Annotated in this window: 22 protein-coding genes; 1 reads left to right on the forward strand and 21 read right to left on the reverse strand. The window is 42.4% G+C overall.

Annotated features, from left to right (window positions below; translation table 11 throughout):
• Positions 1-27: 27 nt before the first annotated feature.
• The 18 genes from GCWU000321_RS01300 to GCWU000321_RS01385 all read right to left on the reverse strand — a co-directional run bounded on the left by GCWU000321_RS01300 (position 28) and on the right by GCWU000321_RS01385 (position 18,173).
• Entirely contained in the window at positions 28-846 is an 819-nt protein-coding gene (locus GCWU000321_RS01300) for a nucleotide-binding protein (protein WP_007069259.1), read from the reverse strand.
• Between the two features lie 317 nt (positions 847-1,163).
• On the reverse strand, positions 1,164-2,075 hold the full coding sequence (gene secF, locus GCWU000321_RS01305; RefSeq protein WP_007069260.1) for a protein translocase subunit SecF: 912 nt from the start codon (positions 2,073-2,075) through the stop codon (positions 1,164-1,166).
• Complete coding sequence (secD, locus tag GCWU000321_RS01310) at positions 2,059-3,312, reverse strand: protein translocase subunit SecD (protein ID WP_007069261.1); 1,254 nt, start codon at positions 3,310-3,312, stop codon at positions 2,059-2,061. The genes secF and secD overlap by 17 nt, the downstream gene beginning before the upstream one ends.
• A gap of 4 nt (positions 3,313-3,316) precedes the next feature.
• Positions 3,317-3,910 carry a 5-formyltetrahydrofolate cyclo-ligase gene (locus GCWU000321_RS01315; protein ID WP_007069262.1) on the reverse strand — a complete coding sequence of 198 codons (594 nt, stop codon included), beginning with the start codon at positions 3,908-3,910 and terminating at the stop codon, positions 3,317-3,319.
• Positions 3,911-4,408: a preprotein translocase subunit YajC gene (yajC, locus tag GCWU000321_RS01320; protein WP_007069263.1), complete on the reverse strand. Its 498-nt coding sequence runs from the start codon at positions 4,406-4,408 to the stop codon at positions 3,911-3,913.
• A gap of 167 nt (positions 4,409-4,575) precedes the next feature.
• Entirely contained in the window at positions 4,576-5,685 is a 1,110-nt protein-coding gene (gene tgt / locus GCWU000321_RS01325; RefSeq protein ID WP_007069264.1) for a tRNA guanosine(34) transglycosylase Tgt, read from the reverse strand.
• A gap of 9 nt (positions 5,686-5,694) precedes the next feature.
• Entirely contained in the window at positions 5,695-6,714 is a 1,020-nt protein-coding gene (queA, locus tag GCWU000321_RS01330; RefSeq protein ID WP_007069265.1) for a tRNA preQ1(34) S-adenosylmethionine ribosyltransferase-isomerase QueA, read from the reverse strand.
• A gap of 27 nt (positions 6,715-6,741) precedes the next feature.
• Entirely contained in the window at positions 6,742-7,995 is a 1,254-nt protein-coding gene (locus GCWU000321_RS01335) for a SpoIID/LytB domain-containing protein (RefSeq protein WP_007069266.1), read from the reverse strand.
• Between the two features lie 56 nt (positions 7,996-8,051).
• Complete coding sequence (locus tag GCWU000321_RS01340; RefSeq protein WP_007069267.1) at positions 8,052-8,264, reverse strand: DUF2905 domain-containing protein; 213 nt, start codon at positions 8,262-8,264, stop codon at positions 8,052-8,054.
• A complete protein-coding gene (ruvB, locus tag GCWU000321_RS01345; protein ID WP_050754538.1) occupies positions 8,264-9,301 on the reverse strand; it encodes a Holliday junction branch migration DNA helicase RuvB in 1,038 nt (345 codons plus the stop codon). Before ruvB ends, GCWU000321_RS01340 begins: the two co-directional genes overlap by 1 nt.
• Positions 9,302-9,399: 98 nt before the next feature.
• Positions 9,400-10,005 (reverse strand): Holliday junction branch migration protein RuvA, encoded by a 606-nt coding sequence (ruvA, locus tag GCWU000321_RS01350; protein WP_007069269.1) that lies wholly within the window; start codon positions 10,003-10,005, stop codon positions 9,400-9,402.
• On the reverse strand, positions 10,002-10,499 hold the full coding sequence (ruvC, locus tag GCWU000321_RS01355; RefSeq protein ID WP_007069270.1) for a crossover junction endodeoxyribonuclease RuvC: 498 nt from the start codon (positions 10,497-10,499) through the stop codon (positions 10,002-10,004). The genes ruvA and ruvC overlap by 4 nt, the downstream gene beginning before the upstream one ends.
• Before the next feature lie 121 nt (positions 10,500-10,620).
• Positions 10,621-11,499, reverse strand: a complete 879-nt coding sequence (locus tag GCWU000321_RS01360) for an aminotransferase class IV (RefSeq protein WP_007069271.1) — start codon at positions 11,497-11,499, stop codon at positions 10,621-10,623.
• A gap of 78 nt (positions 11,500-11,577) precedes the next feature.
• The gene (locus GCWU000321_RS01365; protein ID WP_007069272.1) at positions 11,578-12,588 is read right to left on the reverse strand and encodes an electron transfer flavoprotein subunit alpha/FixB family protein; all 1,011 of its coding nucleotides are present in this window, start codon (positions 12,586-12,588) and stop codon (positions 11,578-11,580) included.
• A 10-nt stretch (positions 12,589-12,598) separates the two neighbouring features.
• On the reverse strand, positions 12,599-13,390 hold the full coding sequence (locus tag GCWU000321_RS01370; protein ID WP_007069273.1) for an electron transfer flavoprotein subunit beta/FixA family protein: 792 nt from the start codon (positions 13,388-13,390) through the stop codon (positions 12,599-12,601).
• Between the two features lie 87 nt (positions 13,391-13,477).
• Complete coding sequence (locus GCWU000321_RS01375) at positions 13,478-16,915, reverse strand: DNA polymerase III subunit alpha (RefSeq protein ID WP_007069274.1); 3,438 nt, start codon at positions 16,913-16,915, stop codon at positions 13,478-13,480.
• A gap of 146 nt (positions 16,916-17,061) precedes the next feature.
• Positions 17,062-17,229 (reverse strand): hypothetical protein, encoded by a 168-nt coding sequence (locus tag GCWU000321_RS01380; protein ID WP_022026808.1) that lies wholly within the window; start codon positions 17,227-17,229, stop codon positions 17,062-17,064.
• A 26-nt stretch (positions 17,230-17,255) separates the two neighbouring features.
• On the reverse strand, positions 17,256-18,173 hold the full coding sequence (locus GCWU000321_RS01385) for a cytochrome d ubiquinol oxidase subunit II (protein ID WP_007069276.1): 918 nt from the start codon (positions 18,171-18,173) through the stop codon (positions 17,256-17,258).
• A gap of 140 nt (positions 18,174-18,313) precedes the next feature.
• Between GCWU000321_RS01385 and GCWU000321_RS01390 the strand changes: the two genes are divergently transcribed.
• Positions 18,314-18,565 carry a hypothetical protein gene (locus tag GCWU000321_RS01390; RefSeq protein WP_007069277.1) on the forward strand — a complete coding sequence of 84 codons (252 nt, stop codon included), beginning with the start codon at positions 18,314-18,316 and terminating at the stop codon, positions 18,563-18,565.
• Positions 18,566-18,579: 14 nt separating this feature from the next.
• On the opposite strand, the gene GCWU000321_RS01395 is transcribed toward GCWU000321_RS01390, so the two are convergent.
• From GCWU000321_RS01395 to trmB, 3 genes are read right to left on the reverse strand one after another with little or no spacing between them, the layout of a single operon-like run.
• Entirely contained in the window at positions 18,580-19,125 is a 546-nt protein-coding gene (locus GCWU000321_RS01395; protein ID WP_007069278.1) for a hypothetical protein, read from the reverse strand.
• Positions 19,126-19,173: 48 nt separating this feature from the next.
• Entirely contained in the window at positions 19,174-20,439 is a 1,266-nt protein-coding gene (locus tag GCWU000321_RS01400) for an FtsW/RodA/SpoVE family cell cycle protein (RefSeq protein WP_156777725.1), read from the reverse strand.
• Positions 20,406-21,062, reverse strand: coding sequence for a tRNA (guanosine(46)-N7)-methyltransferase TrmB (gene trmB, locus GCWU000321_RS01405; protein ID WP_007069280.1), 657 nt, complete (start codon positions 21,060-21,062; stop codon positions 20,406-20,408). Before trmB ends, GCWU000321_RS01400 begins: the two co-directional genes overlap by 34 nt.
• Positions 21,063-21,129: the final 67 nt, after the last annotated feature.

Below are 21,129 nucleotides of genomic sequence, written 5' to 3' on the forward strand. Positions count from 1 at the left end.
CAGGACCTATTTTTAGAAAGAAGCCACTTAGTTCTCGGTTCCATAAATATCTACCAGCTTTTCTAATTCCTCAAACGTTATTGGTGTCGGTACAGATAACTCTTCATTCATCCAAATATCATTCGCTAATTTTCTGTATATATCCGCCTGCGCTGAATCCGGTGCATACTGAAGCACAGTCTGTTTCGAATTTTCAGAAATATTCACAATTCTGTCGCGCGGTACGAAAGCTACCAACTTTGTATTTAAACGCTTAGCAAATTCCGTGAGCAACTTCTTTTCGTTGGGTGTGTTCCTGCTGTTGCCAATAATACCTGCGAGTCTTACATTTCCGCGCATAGCAAACCGCCGCACACCTTTGGCGATATTATTAGCTGCATAAAGAGACATTAATTCACCTGAAGACACAATATAGATATCAGATGCATATCCTTCTCTTATGGGCATTGCGAACCCCCCGCATACCACATCACCAAGTACATCATACAAGGTTAAATCGACAGAAGGCAGTGCATTCAGTTTGTCCAACAGCTGTAAAGATACGATAATCCCCCTTCCGGCACAACCTACTCCGGGCTCAGGTCCGCCGGTTTCCACACAGGTAATCCCGTTAAATCCGGCATGGACTATATCTTCCGCTTTAATATCCTCAATCTCACAAGCCCGAACCTTATCCAAAATAGTTTCTTTACATATGTGCCCCAAAAGCAACCGGGTCGAGTCATTCTTCGGATCACAACCGATTTGGCAGACTTTTCTCCCCATCAGACTTAACGCGGCAGAAACATTCGATGCAGTTGTGGATTTGCCAATACCGCCCTTTCCATAAAAAGCAATTTTTTTCATGAGAATCTCAACCTTTATTTTTAATAATATGATCGAATCATATATTGTTCCTTACTCATTATTATATACAAATGCGAATGTTTTTGACAGAATATTCTATAATCTATAAATCATTCTCTAATAAAATAGTTTTATACGACATTTATTTAGAAATGAAATATCACCATCAAATCAAGCAGATGGACTCCGGTCCTTACTTTCTCTCCATCAACCGAATTTTCAAGACAATGCCCATCTTACTAAAGCGCTCCATATGAAAAGATCCTCCTGCTGTATAAGACAGAGAAGGATCTTAATATTTTATTATGATTCTAAAATCATGCTTCCGCTCTATTTCTGCTGCTCCTGACATGTTCATGCCAGGTTACCCAAATGGATGTAGCTACGCAGACGGAAGAATAAGCGCCTGAAATAAATCCGACAAGCATGACCAAAGCAAAGTTCTTTGTAGTATCTCCACCAAAAAGATAAAGGGAAGTAACACAAAATAATGTGGTAATCAGTGTGTACATAGAGCGGCGGATGGTCTGATGAATAGAGTCATTAGCTAAAATAGCAAAACTGTCCGTCCGCCTGTGAGTATGAATCGCTTCCCTAATACGGTCAAAGATAACAACTGACTCATTCATGGAATAGCCTAAAACCGTTAAAATAGCCGCCAGGAAAGACGCATCCACTTCCAAATGGAAAAAAGCAAATACGCCAAGCACCATCAAAATATCATGAACGATGGCAACAATCGCTGCAAATGCAATCCTATGCTCAAAACGGATTGTCATATATAAAATCATAGCGCCAAAAGATAACAGAACATTTAAAAGTGTATTTTTGGTTACTTCTGATCCAATAACCGCGCCTACTGTCTCAATACGTTTTACTTCTGCCGTACCTACTTTGGTATTGATATGGTCGATTATGGCCTGTGACTCATTTGCGCTCAGGTTTCTCGTGCGAATAATAACATCATTTCCCGATTCCCCATCTATAGACCCGGAGAGCTGGATAACCGCCGTTTCCAATCCATCTTCCCGAATCCCATTTCGAACTTGTTCTACGGTCACATTTTGACTGAACCCCAATTCAAGAATTGTTCCACCGGTAAAATCAATGCCCCAGTTAAACCGGAACATAATAATAGACATGATAGAAAGCAGTACCAACAAACCGGAAACAGAAAACCAAAGCTTTCTCTTTGCAATAACATCAAAATTTTTAAACATTAGCTTCATCCCCCTTTTTACCACCAAACCACCAGGGGTTATGAATCCAGTTCGCATTAATCAGAAGCATCAGCAAAGTACGGCTGACCGTAATAGCGGTAAACATAGAAACTGCTACGCCAAGTCCCAATGAAAACGCAAAGCCTTTAACCGTCGCACTTCCCAAGAAAAATAAAATGCATGATGTAATAATTACTGTCATATTCGCATCAAAAATTGTAACAAAAGCACGTTTAAACCCAGACTGCACCGCCAGCCGCAAAAGTTTTCCGGATGCAATTTCTTCTTTAAATCTTTCAAAAATCAATACATTCGCATCCACAGCCATACCGATCGACAAAATAATCCCTGCGATACTGGGCAGTGTCAATGTTGCATGGAGCACATAAAGTATGCCCAGCAGTATCAATACATAAACAAGAAGCGCTGTATCTGCTACAAACCCCGATATACGGTATACTGCAAGCATAAAAAATACAACAAGGGAAAGTCCAATTGCAAAGGCTACTACCGACTTATCTTTCGAATCCTGCCCTAAAGACGGACCTACCGTACGAACTTCAAGCACCGATACTTTAACAGGCAGTGCACCGCTGCGAAGAAGAATCGCCAGATCTTTAGCCTCTTCCAATGTCCTTTGTCCGGTAATAACTGCGGATCCACCTGTAATTGCATCATTGACAACAGGATTCGTAAGTAAATCCCCATCCAGATAAATCCCTACATGACGGCCGATATTGGCTGCAGTAAGCTTCGCAAATTTATCTCCCCCTTCTTTACTAAATTGTAAGGCAACAAGAGGTTCTCGATTCTGTCCGATCTGTTCTCTCGCATCTTTCAGGTCTTCCCCGGTAAGACAAACATTCCCTTCTTCATCTCTAAATTCAAGAACAGCTGTTTTTCCGATAGTTTCGATAGCTTTCTGCGGATCCCTTTCCCCCGGAAGTTCAATAATAATACGATTTGCGCCTTCCCGTTGAATGATAGGCTCTGTCAACCCCATTTCATTGACGCGCTTTTGCATAATATTAATAACTTGAACAATAGACTCAGGAGTTACTTTGTTCTGCTCAGTATCTTCCGCCTGCATAATGATATGCGTCCCGCCCTGAAGATCGAGTCCCTGCCGTATATTTCCTGCTAACCATCCGATGGATGCGGCAAAAATGCCGATAATTACACCGATAACGACAAAAAACTGCAGCAATTTTCCCGTGCGGAGCGAGCTTGCTCTCTTCTTTTCCAAAACTTCATCCCCTTTTCGTAATAATGATACGTTTTTCTGTAACTATTTTTGAGATATATTTATCATAAATTCCATTAGGGACAGAATCCATCACCTGAAAATCCCATAAAACAGACACACGTTTTTCAGGGGAGACTCTTTCGAGATATCTGTCATAATATCCTGCTCCCATCCCCAAACGGGTTCCGTCTACTCCACAGGCAACCGCAGGAACAAGCACTAAATCTAAATCTTCTGGTCCAATCATTGTATAAGGTGCAGGAAGATTCCTTAATCCAAGAGGTCCTTTTGTAAAGCCGGACATGGAAAAAAGCCGCCCGGCCCCCATCTGTCTTTCAGGTAGACAAACAGGAATATATATTTCCTTTTCATCCGCCAAAGCCTGTTCAATTAATGGATCTAGATTTGACTCCCCCCTCATGGCTAAAAAAGCCATAATGCGGTTGGCCTTTTTATATTGCGGCAGAGAAACGATATTTGCCCGCAAACACATTGCCATTTTATCCATTTCATCAGTAGAAAGAGCCCGCCTTAAGGCGAGCATCTTTTTCCGAAGTTCCTTTTTCTTATAAATAAGAAGAGGCTCTTCCATGATCATTTATTTCTTTTCCCTGCTGATCTCATTACCATTTTCATCGACTTCAATAACTTCCTCTACAATCTCTGTACCTTCTTCAGCAGCGCTGTCAACCTCAACAACTTCTTCTATGGTCTCGGTATCTGTCGTTTTTCTCTGTTTAGAAAGCCGATCAGTTTCTTCCGGATTTTCTGCTTCTGCACCAATTACTGCTGCACCGGCTTTTTTTGCCGTTTCAGCATCAATCAGATCAACGTCACCATGATGAATTGCCGTTTTTTCAACCTTAATTACAACCTTAGGCGCGATTTCAAGTTCTACATATTTATCACGCAATACCTTAATGATTCCATGAACACCACCGGAAGTCACCACATGATCCCCTTTTCTTAAAGAAAGAAGAAAACGCCCGCGCTCCAATTGTAACTTCTTCTGGGGACGATACATAAAAAAGTAAAAAATAGCAATTAAAATCAAAAATGGCCAAAACATTCCCAAAATATTTACTGCATCTTCCATTATACTCACCTCCAAGCATCATATGGTTTATTTTACCACAGCAGTTTCTGATTGTCTTTACTTTCAAGCCGACACATTCAACTCAGATTTTTATAATCACTATAATTTACAATGAACATTATTAATCGTAATCATTTCTTCCTATAGAATGCAATACTTTCACGCTATCATTGCTTATAATGTTCCATAAAATGTTCCCTGAATTCAGAAAAGTTTCCTTGCACAATCGCTTCACGCATATCACGCATGAACTGAAGCAAAAAATACAGATTATGAATCGTAACCAATCGAAACGCCAGCAACTCTTCTGATTTATATAAATGCCTGATATAAGCTCTTGTATAGTTTCGGCAGGTATAACAGCCGCAGCTTTCTTCTATCGGGCGAAAATCCCTTTCATATTGTTTATTTTTCATGTTCATACGTCCTGTATGGATCATTGCCATTCCGTTGCGAGCCACACGAGTCGGAAAAACGCAGTCAAACATATCTACTCCGCGTGCCACACCTTCCACCAGACAGTCCGGCGTTCCTACGCCCATAAGGTATCTTGCTTTTCCTTTCGGCATCCATTGTGTCGTTTCTTCTAAAATGTCATACATCAAATCATGAGGTTCTCCTACGGATAATCCGCCGACAGCCACTCCATCAAAAGGCAGCGAAGATATTTCCATCGCACTTTGTTTTCGTAAATCTTTATACATACCACCCTGTATAATGCCAAATATACCTCTGTCAGTCCGTTGATGTGCTTTGATGCATCGTTTTGCCCAGCGTGTCGTTCGCTCTGTCGATTTTCTTGCATATTCATAATCCGCCGGATAAGGAATGCATTCATCAAAAGCCATGGCAATATCGCTTCCCAAATCTTCCTGGGCTCTTATGGATATTTCAGGGGATAAAAATTGTTTAGAACCATCTAAAAAAGAACGGAAATAAACGCCTTCTTCCGTAATCTTTCTCATCGCCCCCAGGCTGAAAACCTGAAAGCCGCCGCTATCGGTCAATATTCCTTTATTCCAATTCATAAATCGGTGCAGTTCGCCCGCTTCATGAATCAATTCTGTCCCCGGCCGCAAAAAAAGATGGTATGTATTGGAAAGAATAATTTGCGCCCCCATCTCTTCCAGTTCTTCAGGTGTTACCGTTTTTACTGTAGCCTGAGTTCCGACCGGCATAAACATGGGCGTTTTAAATACTCCATGCGGCGTATGTAATAAACCGGCACGAGCGCCAGTCTTTCTATCCTCTGCTACTAACTCATAATTGACAACCATTTAAACCTCTTAGCGCAAAAACATGGCATCTCCAAAAGAAAAGAACCTGTACTTTTGGCGGACAGCTTCTTCATAAGCAGCCAAAATATGTTCTCTCCCAGCAAAAGATGCCATCATCATAATCAGAGTTGATTCCGGCAGGTGAAAATTCGTCACGATAGCATCTACCACCTGCCACTGATATCCGGGATAGATATAAAGCTGTGTCCAGCTGCTGCCGGCCTCTACTCTTCCTGTTTGCCCCGCCGACTCCAAAGTTCTGACAGAAGTCGTACCCACAGCGATGATCCGTCGGCCTTCTTCTTTAGCCTCATTTACTTTTTGTGCTGTTTCTTTTTCAATAGTATACCATTCCCGATGCATTTCGTGATCCTCAATATTCTCTTCTGCAACTGGTCGAAAAGTTCCTATTCCCACGTGGAGTGTCACAAAAAGAAGTTCTGCCCCTTTGTCTTTCATTTTTTCCAGAAGCTCAGGAGTAAAATGAAGCCCTGCTGTCGGTGCGGCGGCAGAGCCCTTAAACTTCGCATATACCGTCTGGTATTCATCTTTATTCTCCAGCTTTTTATGGATATAAGGCGGCGTCGGCATTTCTCCCAGCTGATCCAGCCAATTATCAAAATCACCGGAATAATGAAACTTTACCAATCGGCCGCCAAATTCCGTCTTATCAATAACAGTACATGAGAAATTCTCTGAAAATTCTATTTCCTGACCCGGCAATGCTTTACGACCCGGATTTACAAGAATTTCCCAAACATCATTTCCTTTCGGTGTCAAAAGAAGTGCTTCCACTTTTCCGCCAGTTCCCTTGCGCCTGCCAAATAATCGGGCAGGAATAACTTTCGTGTTATTGAATACAAACACGTCTCCCGGTCTTATTTCATCAAGAATATCTCTGAATCGACGATGTTGCCATTCCCCTGTTTTTTTATCCACCATAAGAAGCCGACACGAATCACGCGGTTCTGCCGGCTGTTGAGCAATCAGTTCCTTGGGGAGAACATAATTAAAATCTTCAAGTTTCATTACTTACTCCAAATACATACAAATATATCAATATATCTTCTCAATTTTGCTGCCTGTAAAATAGTGGAGCAGAATTCTTTTATAATACTCTTTCCCGTCGCCGTTCTTTTCCGCCATCGCTTCCGCCCCCCACTGGGAAAGTCCCAATCCGTGACCAAATCCATACCCGGTAATAATTAAATTGTTACCTTTTGCAGAAATATCAAAAAGTGTACTGTCCAAGTCAAATGCACTTTGGATTACTTCTCCGGGAATTATTTTCCTGCCGGATTTTCCAGTAATTTCCATCGTCTTAACTCGTCCTGATATTCCCCGGTCCTTCGCTTTATTATTCCCCATGCGAAGCCTGGAGAGACCTATCTTTTTTACCTTCCCCACATGATACCCTGCTCGTGAAATCGCATTGGAAAATGAATCAATCGAAACAATTTTGTGCCATGGGCGATTAACTGTAGAGCTGCTCTCCTCTTTTACTCCCCGCAGATAAGGGACATATGATCCCCATACATTTTCACTGTCTTCTGTATATCCGCCGCCATTCGCATGAAAAAGTGCATCAATAGCCTTTCCGTTATAAGTAATTATCTCTCCTGCCGTTTCTTCCACTGCTTTATTCGTTGCCGACGTTTCCACAGAACAGCCACGATACACCTGTGACCGGGTATCATCTGTTATATCATAACCGGCGGATCGGTATCCATTCTTGTGATAAACAGCATAAGTCCTTGCCGCGACAGCCTGCGCCTTAATGGCATCAGGCTTCCATGAAGGCACGATTTCACTGGGAACTACGCCCTTTAAATACAACTCCATCGGCACCCGGTTCACAACAGTAACACCATTATTCCATGCAGAAGGAATTATCTTCATTTCGCCACGATACCTGTTTCCCTTTACAGAGAAAGCTTCTTCTCCATTTCCTGTCGTAAAATACACAGGAGCATTAAAAGCCTTCCCTTCTAAAACTATATTTTTCCCTTTCCGTGATACAGAAATCCGCTTGCCGGCATTATAAGATTTCCATACTTTGCCATTCGTTTCAATTCGGAAATGACTTAGTCCCTCAATCTCTACCTGCGGCTGTCCGGAAAGCAGTCCGACTTCTACATCAGGCCCTTTTTTTTGCACAGGCTTAATCTTTGCAACATTTTTAACAAATCCTGATAAAAGCTGTACCTGTTTCTTTTTTACGGGAATAGACTCAGCACTTACGTTAACTGAATTTCCTATTAATACTGCAAAGGTTATGCATGCAGCAGCAACAGCTATATTTTTTTTCATATAATCGTTCCTTTATTCATTCTTACCGGATAAATGATCTTTAAATAAATATATTTTTATTTTCTAAAAAACAAATTTAAAAGAATTGTTCCTACAATACTGATAACTAAAGATGAGACGACAGGAAAGAAAAACTTCGTCTTTCCCCAGGACCAGTGAATATCCCCCGGCAACTGCCCCAACAAGAAAAATTTGCTGCTGAAACCTATTGCCACACCTGCTATGATCATAAAAATTCCGAAAACAATCAACATTTTTCCAAAATCCATTATCCCCCCTCAAACAGTTCGTCTTGAACCGTTTCTTTACTCCATATCGCACCTAAATGATCATAAGCCGCCTTGGTTGCAATCCGCCCTCTCGGTGTACGGGAAATGAATCCGATTTGCATCAGATACGGCTCGCATATATCTTCAATAGTAGCCCGTTCCTCACTAATTGACGCAGATATTGTGTCAATACCCACAGGCCCGCCATTAAATTTTTGTATAATTGCTTTTAATACTTCCCGATCAATCAAATCCAATCCGATATCATCCACATAAAGCGCAGAGAGAGAGTCTGCCGCAATCTCCTGTGAAATAACGCCTTCCCCTTTTACCTGTGCAAAATCGCGAATACGTTTTAATAATCGGTTCGCGATTCTTGGCGTTCCCCGGGATCGACGTGCAATTTCTTCCGCTCCCGTCTCTTCGATTTTAATATTCAAAATCCCTGCTGCACGAATCAGTATATGCTTTAATTCGTCTGCCGTATAAAACTGCATATGATTAATAATACCGAAACGATCCCTAAGCGGAGCCGATAAAGCCCCAGCCCTGGTAGTCGCGCCAATCAAAGTGAATGGCGGCAGCTCAATGCGTATGGAATTAGCACCGGCGCCTTTCCCCATGACAATATCCAACGCGAAATCTTCCATGGCCGGATAGAGTATTTCCTCTACACTTCGATTTAAACGGTGAATCTCATCAATAAATAAAACATCATGTTCCTGCAGCGTAGAAAGGATAGCAGCCAAATCTCCGGGCCTCCCGATGGCCGGCCCGCTCGTCACCTTAAACTGGACTCCCAATTCATTAGAAATAATTTTTGCCATCGTGGTTTTTCCAAGACCGGGCGGTCCGTAAAGCAATACATGGTCAAGTGCTTCTTTTCTGGATCTTGCGGCAGAAATATAAACATGCAGATTCTCTTTAAAAGTCGACTGTCCAATATAGTCACTTAACCGCTGCGGACGAATAGTCTGCTGCCACTCATCCCGCCTGCTTCCTTCACCTGCAGTAATCCGTCCTTCTGTGCCTAACATTTCTATATGTTCTTCTCCACCAAGGCTTTTTATATATTTGTTATTCATAAGTACCTTCAAGCAACCTCTCTTACCCCTCCTGAAATATCAGTACAACTTTATTGTTTTCCAAACTCACGAAGAGCTGCACTCACCAATGGGGAAACATCTTTATATTCTATTGACAGCTTTTTCAGTACCGGTTGAATTTCCGTATCTTCATAGCCAAGCGCACGAAGGTACTTAGCCGCATCGGCAGCAATACCGCTTTCATCCGGTTTTCCGGCCGCCAACGATTCCGGCTCATCTATATCGCCCTCTGCGAAATCTCCTACCTTATCTTTTAATTCCACCAAAAGCCGTTCAGCCGTTTTCTTGCCCACACCGGGCAGCTTTGTTAAAACTGATAAATTTCTGTTCCGGATACTCAAAACAAAATCCGCCGGCTCCATCACTGAAAGAATGCCCATTGCCACTTTAGGTCCTATTTTAGACACCGAGATAAGAATAAGGAACAGATCATATTCTTCCTGTGTCAGGAACCCATATAAAAGTATAGCATCTTCTCTTACTGCCATATAAGTCAGAAGCCGTACAGGCGCCCCTAAATGAATTTTCTGACGGCTCATTTCTGAAATAAATACACGGTATCCTATACCGCCAGCTTCGATGAAACAGAACTCTTTAGAAACAACGGTCGCTTTACCTTTTATATATCCAATCATATTTCCTCCTTGAACAGCCGCTTATGTTCCATTTGATAAATAGCCGTTAATCCTATTGCCAATGCATCTGCTGCATCATCAGGATTTATTTTTGTATTTATATGCATGATCCGCATAACCATTTCAATGACTTGTTTCTTTTCCGCGCGCCCATAGCCGGCCAATTGCTGTTTAACCTGTAGCGGAGTCACATTCACTGCAGGTACGCTCTGCCTGTATCCGGCAAGAAGAATTACCCCTCTGGCCTGCGCGACTTCAATTCCTGTTGTTATATTCGTATTAAAATAAAGCGATTCCACTCCCATGAAATGCGGACGGTACATTTCTATAAGTTCAGCCACCCCTTCATAAACGATATTTAAACGTTCTAAGGAATTCTGTTCCTTAAATGTTTCAATTACACCATAGTTAATCGGCACAATTCTATTTCCATGCTTCTCTACAATTCCAAACCCGCAGCGTCCTGTTCCGGGGTCAATGCCAAGTACGCGCATAATGCCCTCCCAGTGAAATTATTTCTTATTATATCATAGACAAAATATGGAAATTCTCTGTTCCAAGCTGACATCTGCAAAACAAAACAGGTCCGAAGACCTGCTTCTTTTAAGTTAAAGGTTACGGGAGTCCGTCCTCCATTAAATGCGCATAATGTTCTTGGATCTTTTGGGTTACATCGCCCACCTTACCGCCACCAATAAGGTTACCATCAATGGATAAGACCGGAATGATCCCATCCTGGGAATTTGTCAGAAATACCTCTTCGGCTGTCATCATATCTTCAAACCGCACAGGCTCAGATGCCTCATCAATAGATGTTACCCCTGCAGACGGAGCTGCGCGAGTGAGTACAAGAGAACGGGTAACCCCACGAATCATATGCTCATTCGTTGCCGGGGTCCAAATAACTCCCGCTTTGACAATACATACATTTGAATGAGATGCTTCTGTCAAAAGTCCGTCTTTAATAAAGACAGCATCATAACAATTTTTTTTCTGTGCCTCTGCTCTTGCCATCATATTATTTAATTGATTCAGACTCAAAATATCGCAGTGATGTCCGCGATCATCATCAAGTGTAATACAGTTCACTCCGGACTGGACTTTTTCAATTGCATTCAAATCAATAGGCTTCCCATATACAAGGACATTCGGTTGAAGCGCACTTCTTGCAGGGATCGTGAAGTTATGGTCATCACTCCCCCGAGTCACAATAATCTTCACATACCCTTCTTCAATTTCAGACTCTTCTACAACGACTTCTACGATTTCAGTAAATTCATCAGGAGCTGTTACGGGGCGGATTCCTAAAAGGCGCATGGACCGATATAATCGGTCGGTATGATAAGAAAGCCCGAAAGAATGTCCATGGTGTATACGGATCCATTCATAAGCACCGTCTCCAAACTGGATCGCCCGATCATCAGCACTGATAATTTGTGAAAAATCATAGTAAAAATTGTGATTGTAATATATGGCAGTTTTGGTTTCTCCCATACAATTCCCCTCCCAGCAAACAGAATACAGAATCAATCGTTTTCTTCTGCGTAATATCCTGCTAAAATTACTATACCGTTATTGTTTTTCAGATTTTATCATTTTTATTTTTTCAATAAATAACGGCAGGAATGTTTTTAAATCCGCAATGACCGCATAATCCGCTGTTTCCATAATCGGTGCTTTCGCATCACGGTTTACCGCGATAAGAACATCCGCTTTTACTGCACACAAATGCTGCATAGCACCGGAAATCCCAAAAGCAAAATATACCTTGGGAGAAACACCTTTACCGGTTTGTCCGATTTGATGGCTCTGTTTCTCCCAGCCAAGTTCAGCTATAGGTCTGCTGCATCCCACTGATGCGCCAAGCAGTTCCGCCAATTCATGAAGTTGTACCCATTCTTTTTCTGAATGAATACCGCGACCGCCGGAAACAATAACAGACGCCTCTTCCACCGGATTATCATCAGAAATTTCAGGTAGAATTTCTTTTAAAAGCGTGCCAAAATCTTCCAGCCCCAGATGGACGGGAACATCAATAATTTCACCAATACGGCTTTCATCATATGTGGGATACCGGAATGTCCCTGCCCTGACCGTCCCTACTTGCGGACGGAAATCAGGACTGACAATATCCGCCGTAATATTTCCTCCCATCGCCGGACGGGACCAGACAACCAGTTTCGTTTCCGGTTCAACAGATAATTCCGTTACATCTGCCGTTACACCGCAAACTAAGTCTGCCGCCATACGAGGAGCCAAATCCCTGCCATAAGGATCTGCTCCAAACATCACGATATTGGGTTTCTTTTCTTTAAAAAATCCCGTTAAAGCCTTCTGATATGCCACACCATCATAATGCGTAAAAATCGGTGCATCCATAACGTAAACGAAATCCGCACCAAGATGAATAAGTTCTTGTGCTTTATCGCGAATCTCACTTCCCACAAGAACAACGGACACCGATTCATTCAGTTCAGCAGCCAATTCACGGGAAGCTCCAATCAATTCCCCCGTAACTTTCTGTATTTCACCATATTTAGGAATGGCAACAACGTAAATTCCTTTATAATCAGAAAAATCCATACTTACCCTCCTAAATTACAGAAATTTTCCTTAATGCTTCTATCAGAATATCTACCGATTCTTGAGGATCTTTTTCCTCAATACGAAGGTTTTCCTTTTGTGGCGGTACTACGGGCCGTACACGTTTCACCTGTGTGGGAGAACCTTTTATTCCAATCCGTGCAGTATCAATATCCAAATCCGCCGCTGTAATGATATGAAGTTCAGCATCTCCCTTGCCCAAAATTCCTTTTATCGAGGAATACCGCGGTTTGTTAAGTTCTGGCAAAACGGTTACTACCGCAGGAAGTTTTAATTCAACAACTTCAGCACTGCTTCCATTTTGCCTGGTAACAATAAGACCGCCTTCTTTTTCAAAAGAAATAAATGAAGCACCACTCACATCGGCAATCCCGAGTGTTGCTGCTATTTCAGGCCCTATCTGCGCTGTATTACTGTCAATAGATTCTATTCCGCAGAAAATCAAGTCAGGCATCCCTATTTTAGAAATGGCTGCAGCAAGGGTATAGCTGGTTGCCAAAGTATCCGCTCCGCCAAAGGCCCGATCTGTTACCAGATAAATATCATCAGCCCCCATAGCAACCGCGTCCCGAAGAACGGCTTCCGCCTGCGGCGGTCCCATGGTAATCACCGTAACCGTTCCACCTATCCGATCTCGAAGAGATAAGGCTGCTTCCAACGCATTCAAATCAACAGGATTCATAATGCTATTGGCATTATTACGTTTAAGGCGCCCCGTTTCCGGATCCACTTCCATTTTGGAAGTGTCTACTACCTGTTTAATACAAACGAGAAACTTCATGACATCCCCCTTTATCTATTAAACCATATGATTCAGTATATCATACGGGCATGGATTATGCATAAATATCACGCCTCGGTAACTCATTCAGTTTCCCTGCTTATGCAAGACTTCTCCCACTACAGATTGGGGGCCCAACAGCTTTTTGAGTGCTATTTCAGAATCCGCACTGAAGTCCAGATAAAACTCTCTGCTCATTGTAATCTTCTGGTGTGTTCTCTCCAGATGAAGAAATACAGGAACATTCCCATGATTTTCTCTCAATATGACCGACAACCGATTACTTACGGCATCAGATTCATGGGCAGCATCGATATAAAGATGAACTGACTTATACATCGGACGTACTACTTTATGGAACTGTGCCAGCGGTATAATCTCCTCGGCCAATATTCTTACATCCCTTTCATTCGCCTGCACACGCCCGCGGACACACACCGCGCGGTCTTCAGAAATCATCATACGTGAGTTTTCCCATACAGAAGGAAATATGACCGCTTCCATGGCTCCTTCATAATCTTCCAGACTTACATACCCCATGGGCGCGCCTTTTTTAGTTGTCATACTTTTGACGCGGGTTATAATCCCTCCAACAGAAACCATCTTCCCGTCATATTTCATCCCATCACTTAACAGTGAATAAATAGGCGAACAATATTTCATCTGCTGCTTATAAGAATCAAGAGGATGCCCGCTTACATAAAACCCAAGCAGTTTTCTTTCCGAATCGATCTTCTCCGCCGCCGACATATCTGGTAAATCGGGATAAACGATTGTTTTTGCCTTTATTTCTCCACCAAATAAGGACAATTGTCCCGATTCCCTGTCACTTCGCGTCACTGACGCATTATTTAATGCCTGGGGCAGCACTTCGATAAGCTGTCTGCGATTATAGCCAAAAGAATCCATAGCCCCGCAGCGAATCAGACTTTCACAGGCGCGGCTGTTCAATCCCTTGGAATCAATCCGTTCCAGCAGATCGGAAATAGATTTAAACGCGCCATCTTTTTTCCGTGCGCCGATAATGGAATTTACGATTCCTTCTCCTACATTTTGCACACCGGCAAGACCAAAAAGAATGGTATCCCCATTCACGGAAAATCCCGCTTCACTTCGATTTACATCAGGCGCCGCTATTTTTACTCCTGCACGTCTTGTGTCGGAAATATAACGGCTGACCTTATTACGATCCCCATTATAACAAGTCATCATAGCTGCCATGAACTCAGGTCTGTAATGTGCTTTTAAATATGCTGTCTGCCAGGCAATCCATCCATAACATACACTATGTGACTTATTGAATCCATATCCGGCAAAATGAACCATCAGATCAAATACACGGTTAGCAATTTCTTCACTTATTTTTTGTACTGCCGCCCCTTTAACAAACAACTTACGCTGGGCCTGCAGTATTTCCGGTTCTTTATGCCCCATCGCGCGACGAAGAAGATCCGCCTGACCAAGACTGAATCCCCCCATAACAGACGCAATCTGCATAACCTGTTCCTGATACAGGATAATCCCGTAAGTTTCTTTAAGAATTGTCTCCAACGAAGGATGCGGATAATCAACTGCTGTTTTCCCATGCTTGCGGTTAATAAAATCTTCCGCCATGCCACTCCCCAGCGGTCCGGGGCGATATAAGGCTACCATAGGAATCAAATCTTCAAAACACTCAGGTTCCAACTGCATCAAAAGCGATGTAAACCCTGATGATTCCGACTGAAATACCCCCACCGTATCTCCGGAGCGCAGCATTTTGCAAGTCAATTCATCCACATGAGGAAGCGCTTCTATGTCAAGCGCAATTCCTCTGTTCGTCTTAATCATTTCTAATGCATCATGAATAACCGTAAGATTGCGAAGACCTAAAAGATCCATCTTAAGCAGTCCAAGCTCTTCGTCTAAGTCCTTTTCATACTGGGTTTGGATAAAATTATCCTGGGTCAACTGTATAGGAACATATTCTTCGACCGGTTCAGAACAGATCACTACGCCTGCCGCATGGGTTCCCGAGTTTCTTGAAAGGCCTTCTAAATCCAGACAATGGTCAATCAAACGATGTATATTACTATCAGACGCATATAATTCCGCAAACTCTTTTGACCGTTCCAGCGTTGTCCTCAGCGTAACTCCGGGACCACTCGGAATCATTTTGGCAATCCGATCCACTTCCCGAAGCGGCATGCTTAACACACGCCCGACATCCCGAATTACCGCACGGGCAGCCAATGTACCAAAAGTAATAATCTGCGCCACATGGTCTTCACCATATTTTTTTGCTAAGTACTCAATGACCTGACCCCGCCCTCTGTAACAGAGATCCGTATCAATATCAGGCATAGAAATCCGTTCCGGATTTAAGAAGCGTTCAAAAAGCAAATGAAAACGCAGCGGATCCACTTCCGTGATATGGAGAAGGTATGACACGATACTCCCTGCAGCACTTCCTCGCCCCGGACCGATAGGAATACCGTGTGTTTTCGCATATTGAATGAAATCCATGACAATGAGAAAATAATCAGCAAACCCCATCTGGTTTATAACGCCCAGTTCATAATCAAGACGCTCTTTTTCCTTATTCCCATAGTTCGGATATCGCTCAGGAAGAGCTTCTTCACACAACCTGCGCAAATAAGTTGCCGCGGTTTCTCCTTCAGGAACGGTAAAAGACGGCAGCTTGTGTTTACCAAAAGTAAATGTGACATTGCACCGTTCTGCAATTCTCGCTGTATTCTCAATGGCCCCGGGAAAGTTTCCCAAAAGCGCTTTCATCTCTTCTCCGCTCTTACAATAGAATTCCTCATTCGCAAAACGGAATCTACCGGGATCATCCATCGTGTTTCCTGTTGATATACAAAGTTTGATCTCCTGACTTCCCGCATCCTTTTTTCTGGTATAGTGAAAATCATTGGTCGCCACGAGTCCAAGTCCATATTCTTTGGCAAGTTCAGCCAGCGCAGGCCGTACCGCCGCCTCTTCCGGCAATCCGTGGTTTTGTAATTCTATAAAGTAATTATCTTTTCCAAACGTATCCATATAAAACCGGATAATTTTTCTTGCCTGTTCCAAATCTCCCTTCAGGACTGCCTGTGGCAATTCGCCGCCGATACAAGCCGACAATGCAATAACACCTTCATGATACTTCAGAAGTAAATCATGATCTGCCCGAGGTTTATGATAGTATCCTTCCGTCCACGATTTTGAACAGATTTTTATAATATTCTTATAACCAGTGTTATTCTCTGCCAAGAGAATCAAATGAGCCAGCTTTTCTTTTTTATCGGCATCCTTAATGAAACGGCTCCCCGCTGTCACATATATCTCACAACCGATAATCGGCTTAATCCCCTGTTTTAAGCATTCTTTATAAAGGTAAACAGCTCCATACATAACGCCATGATCTGTAATGGCTATCGCCGTCTGCCCCAGTTCTTTTACATACGAAACAAGTTCCTTGATTCGACAAGTTCCGTCAAATAGGCTGTACTCTGTATGAGAATGGAGATGAACAAATGAATCCATACTATCCTCCAATTCATTAACTATACACAATCAAATTACAAAAAGACATTTAGTATTTCAGTATTTATCATACCACAGGGATAATTCTCCACCAATAAAAAACAGGCTTTAACCTTATTTTTCTCTTGGTTGCCTGTTTTCCGTTTTTACTCAACTTTTTCTGATCTTTTCTTCTTTAGTACCACTGAACTACCGCTCTTTTCCGCTTCAAGAACATCATCTTCCGATAAGTGATCCGTATCTAAAACGATTTTCACACCCATCCGATCCAGCATTTCATCAATGGTATGCTGCGTTTTAAAAAGTTCACCCATTTTTAGCTCCTTATCCTCATTTTCATTCAAATATGGTCTTCCCAAACATATTCCACTTTATGGCGACACATCCGCCAAATAAATACGATACCTGTCCATACGGCGGCAGCTCCGATAATCAAACTCATATCGACTTTGATTACAGAATCCTGCGCTGGGGAAGGAAAGCTTAACATCATGGTAAATAAATAGATACACACGGCACCCCACTGCGCAATATAGGACAGCAACATCCCCGCATATACATGTCTGGCTCTTACGGAAAAAAACGCTATGGCTGAAATAATTACAACAGATGAAAATCCTGACAGAAGCATATCTGTTCCAAATATTTCACGATTCCCCAAAACATACCATGCACCAAAAACAGCAATAAATGCCATCAATGAAAGAATATTGGTTACAAGGAAAGTCGCCCGAAATCTTTCCCCCAACGGGTTCGCTGTCTTACAGGCTCCATAGATGGCACCGACCTGAATACAACTCATAAACAACCAAATAAGGCCAAACACACTTTTCGTTGTAAAAAGGTCCCAATTGGCCAATTCCAACGCAAGAACCCCTGCAGAGATGACATTAATGATTGTGATAAAACGGACTCCTCTTAATAGCAAAGGCTGCTGGAATATATTCCCCCAAAAGGCTGCCGCTAACCGCACAATCATTCCCGTAAGAATAATCCCCAAAGGCCAAAATGTGCTTTCCGGAATATTAAACCGACCATTCGAAAAAAGTGCGCCAGTCACCCCTGCGCAGAGAAACGCCCATGCTTCATTTCCGTCTAACCCCGGTTTTAAAAGATTAAGCGCCGTCTTTCTTTCCTCTTCGTTTTGCGCAACCATCGGTGCTACAATAGCTACGCCAAAATCCTGAGACTCCAGCCACAAATATATGGCAAGAAAAAACATCGGTACAAATAATATATAATCAGTAGAATCCATCATTCCCCCCTAATCTTTATCGGAATTTATCGGAACAGCTTTTACCCCGAAGTATGTCCATATTTTATCACAAATAAAAAGGAAATGAATCTCATGGCTTTTCTCGCACCGCTTTGTTATGATAACTGATAAGAGGTGATTTTATGTCTAACTTATTAAAATTGACCATGATCCTCACAAAGGCTAAAGTCGCAGATATTGCAACAAGAAGATTATTATCCTTTGGTGATAAAATGATAAAAACAAATTCAAAAAGGCGGTTCACTCCGCTCCGGCCGATTGCAGGCGTTTTCTGGCTCTTACATCCTCGAAAGGAACTTTATTTCTTTATACTGCAAAAATCTCTGACGGTTGCATGGTCTATTACAAAATCCATCATCAATAAAAAAGTTTAGAATGCAATCCATATCTAATTACGCAGCATTTTTCGTATTTCATCAGCAGCTTCCAATATTGTTCCACCGCCATGCACGGCATATAAGCACAAAGCAGCAAGACAAAATATGTCATTCTTGGTATCTGCATATACTGGATAGGAAAACACTGATTCCTCTGCAAAAAAACTGCTTATTTCCATTTTGGTGACACAAGTAATCAGCTTTCTCGTTAAGGCTCCTTCATAGATAATAAGACCCTGCTTTTCCATGCACCGGGCCGCATGAGCAAAAAGCCCCGACTCCTCCAGATCCTTCGTTACAATCACAAAGGAGTCGGCCGCTCTTATCCGTGCCAATGCTTCTACACGATTACTTAATACAGACTGATGTCCGGCAAAAAATAATCCCGCTTTTATTCCCTGCCTATCTAAAAAATGGCAAAGGGATAAGGCCTTTTTTTTTGCAGATTCATCAGGAACTATAAAAACAATCACAAAAGACATTCCCTGGTTTTCATCCGGATACCATTCTGCCAATTCAGCCAGCTGTTTATAGGAAATCCCTGCCAATCTGTTCACACTTTCATGAAAAATCTCTCGGTTATGCCGAGAGATCGTAAATAAACGTCAAAAATGATTAAAAGATTTACGCCCAGATGGTGCCAACTGCCCTTCCATCGCTTTAATCATTCGTCTGCGTTCTTCTATATCGCTCTTTTCACGTCCCGATATAACGGCACCCCAAATAAGGCCTACCGAAATAACATTAGTCAACAATGACGTACCGCCATAAGAAATAAAGGGCAATGGAATCCCAGTAACAGGAAAACATCCAATGACCATTGCCATATTAATAATTCCCTGTACAGAGATAAGCAATGTCAATCCGTAAACAAGTAAAGATTCATAAGGTTGTTTCAACTGGCGGGCGCAGGAAAACCCGCACATAAGAAATCCCATGAACAGGCACATAACAGCAACTGAACCGATGAATCCAAACTCCTGGCTGAAAACTGCATAAGCAAAATCTGTATGCTGTTCAGGAAGGTATAAAAATTTGTACACCCCTTCCCCCGGCCCCTGCCCCCAAAATCCACCGGAACCGACTGCGGTTAAACTCCGTACAATCTGATATCCCGCCCCCAAAGGATCGGCAAACGGATCCCATAATATAGCCATACGCTCCGCGCGATAAGCAGAAACAACAGCCAGATATCCCCCAAGACAAACTGCCGTCACAATTCCTGCCAAGATTTCCAAAAACGGCATCCCCGCAAGAATATAAAGCAGTCCCGGAAAAAAAAGGATAATAGCCGCCGTTCCCATGTCAGGTTGGAGCAAAACAATCGTTGCCAAAACCGCAGGACATAATATCGGCAAAAAATGATGGACAAGCCCCCTCCTTTTCCGACGCTTTCCCGCAGGGCGATTCAATATACCATAAAAAACTGTAATAGGCTCTTTATTATTGATCCGTTTCGCCAAAAAAGCAGCCGTCCAAATAATTCCCGCAACTTTCGCCAATTCCGAAGGCTGCAGTGACATGGGGCCCAACATAATCCAGCGATTCGCACCATTAACACTAATTCCCGCAAATTTAACAAGAATAAGAAGCAGAAATACCGCAATAAACCAAAGCCAAGCACCTTGCCGAATTTTATTCGTTCCCAATTTAACAGCAATCCAGGCTGCAAAAATTCCTCCTAAGAGAAACAGGATGTGGTTCGATATATGTTTATATGCGCTTCCGCCGTCATAAATATCCATATAATATGTCGAGCTGTATATATTTAAGCATCCTATCACTATAAGCACGCCGGTAATCGCAATAAGCCACCGTAAAGAATCCGGTACATACTTCATCTTATCGGACGCGTGGCCACGAGACGACATACAAGGTTCCCCTTTCTGCTGAACTTTTCTTCATACTCTGTTTCCACATCGCCTTTCACCGGTTCACGGTGGAGATCGTAAGTAATGAAAGAAATCTTCCATCCCATTTCCTTGAACTCCGCCAAAGAAAAATCAAAGAGGTCTTTATTATCTGTTTTAAAACGGATTTCTCCACCTTCTTTAAGTATCCATTCATATTTTTTCAGGAACTCTCTATAGGTCAATCGCCGCTTCGCATGTCTGGCTTTAGGCCAAGGATCGCTAAAATTCAAATAAATGACGGAAACCTCTCCCCGGGCAAAAATATCCTGAATATGTTTCACATCCCCTAAAATCAAGCGGACATTGGCAACTGGCGGATCCATCTCTGCGGTCTTCTTGGCCGCATAATAAATGACACCTTCCTGTACCTCCATTCCTATATAGTTGATATCGGGATGAAAGCTTGCCATGCGGGAAATAAACCGTCCCTTTCCTGTACCGAATTCTACATGAATTGGGTTCTCAGGTTCAGGAAATAAAGTATTCCATTTGCCTTTCAGCCGTGTCGGCTCCTCCATGTATAAAATATCCGTATAATCCTTTATCGCTTCATCTATCCAAGGTTTCCTCCGAAGACGCATAGATCCTCCACCATTTTATTTTCCTTATTGATTATAGCATAATGACCACCGCATAAACCGATTGTCT

It is taken from the genome of Dialister invisus DSM 15470 (assembly GCF_000160055.1).
Taxonomy (GTDB): domain Bacteria; phylum Bacillota; class Negativicutes; order Veillonellales; family Dialisteraceae; genus Dialister; species Dialister invisus.

Coding starts and splice junctions, on each gene's coding strand:
- GCWU000321_RS01300 (WP_007069259.1), bottom strand. CDS start 846: ATGAAAAAAATTGCTTTTTATGGAAAGGGCGGTATTGGCAAATCCACA.
- secF (WP_007069260.1), bottom strand. CDS start 2,075: ATGAAGCTAATGTTTAAAAATTTTGATGTTATTGCAAAGAGAAAGCTT.
- GCWU000321_RS01315 (WP_007069262.1), bottom strand. CDS start 3,910: ATGATCATGGAAGAGCCTCTTCTTATTTATAAGAAAAAGGAACTTCGG.
- yajC (WP_007069263.1), bottom strand. CDS start 4,408: ATGGAAGATGCAGTAAATATTTTGGGAATGTTTTGGCCATTTTTGATT.
- tgt (WP_007069264.1), bottom strand. CDS start 5,685: ATGGTTGTCAATTATGAGTTAGTAGCAGAGGATAGAAAGACTGGCGCT.
- queA (WP_007069265.1), bottom strand. CDS start 6,714: ATGAAACTTGAAGATTTTAATTATGTTCTCCCCAAGGAACTGATTGCT.
- GCWU000321_RS01335 (WP_007069266.1), bottom strand. CDS start 7,995: ATGAAAAAAAATATAGCTGTTGCTGCTGCATGCATAACCTTTGCAGTA.
- GCWU000321_RS01340 (WP_007069267.1), bottom strand. CDS start 8,264: ATGGATTTTGGAAAAATGTTGATTGTTTTCGGAATTTTTATGATCATA.
- ruvB (WP_050754538.1), bottom strand. CDS start 9,301: ATGTTAGGCACAGAAGGACGGATTACTGCAGGTGAAGGAAGCAGGCGG.
- ruvA (WP_007069269.1), bottom strand. CDS start 10,005: ATGATTGGATATATAAAAGGTAAAGCGACCGTTGTTTCTAAAGAGTTC.
- ruvC (WP_007069270.1), bottom strand. CDS start 10,499: ATGCGCGTACTTGGCATTGACCCCGGAACAGGACGCTGCGGGTTTGGA.
- GCWU000321_RS01360 (WP_007069271.1), bottom strand. CDS start 11,499: ATGGGAGAAACCAAAACTGCCATATATTACAATCACAATTTTTACTAT.
- GCWU000321_RS01365 (WP_007069272.1), bottom strand. CDS start 12,588: ATGGATTTTTCTGATTATAAAGGAATTTACGTTGTTGCCATTCCTAAA.
- GCWU000321_RS01370 (WP_007069273.1), bottom strand. CDS start 13,390: ATGAAGTTTCTCGTTTGTATTAAACAGGTAGTAGACACTTCCAAAATG.
- GCWU000321_RS01375 (WP_007069274.1), bottom strand. CDS start 16,915: ATGGATTCATTTGTTCATCTCCATTCTCATACAGAGTACAGCCTATTT.
- GCWU000321_RS01380 (WP_022026808.1), bottom strand. CDS start 17,229: ATGGGTGAACTTTTTAAAACGCAGCATACCATTGATGAAATGCTGGAT.
- GCWU000321_RS01385 (WP_007069276.1), bottom strand. CDS start 18,173: ATGATGGATTCTACTGATTATATATTATTTGTACCGATGTTTTTTCTT.
- GCWU000321_RS01390 (WP_007069277.1), top strand. CDS start 18,314: ATGTCTAACTTATTAAAATTGACCATGATCCTCACAAAGGCTAAAGTC.
- GCWU000321_RS01400 (WP_156777725.1), bottom strand. CDS start 20,439: ATGTCGTCTCGTGGCCACGCGTCCGATAAGATGAAGTATGTACCGGAT.
- trmB (WP_007069280.1), bottom strand. CDS start 21,062: ATGCGTCTTCGGAGGAAACCTTGGATAGATGAAGCGATAAAGGATTAT.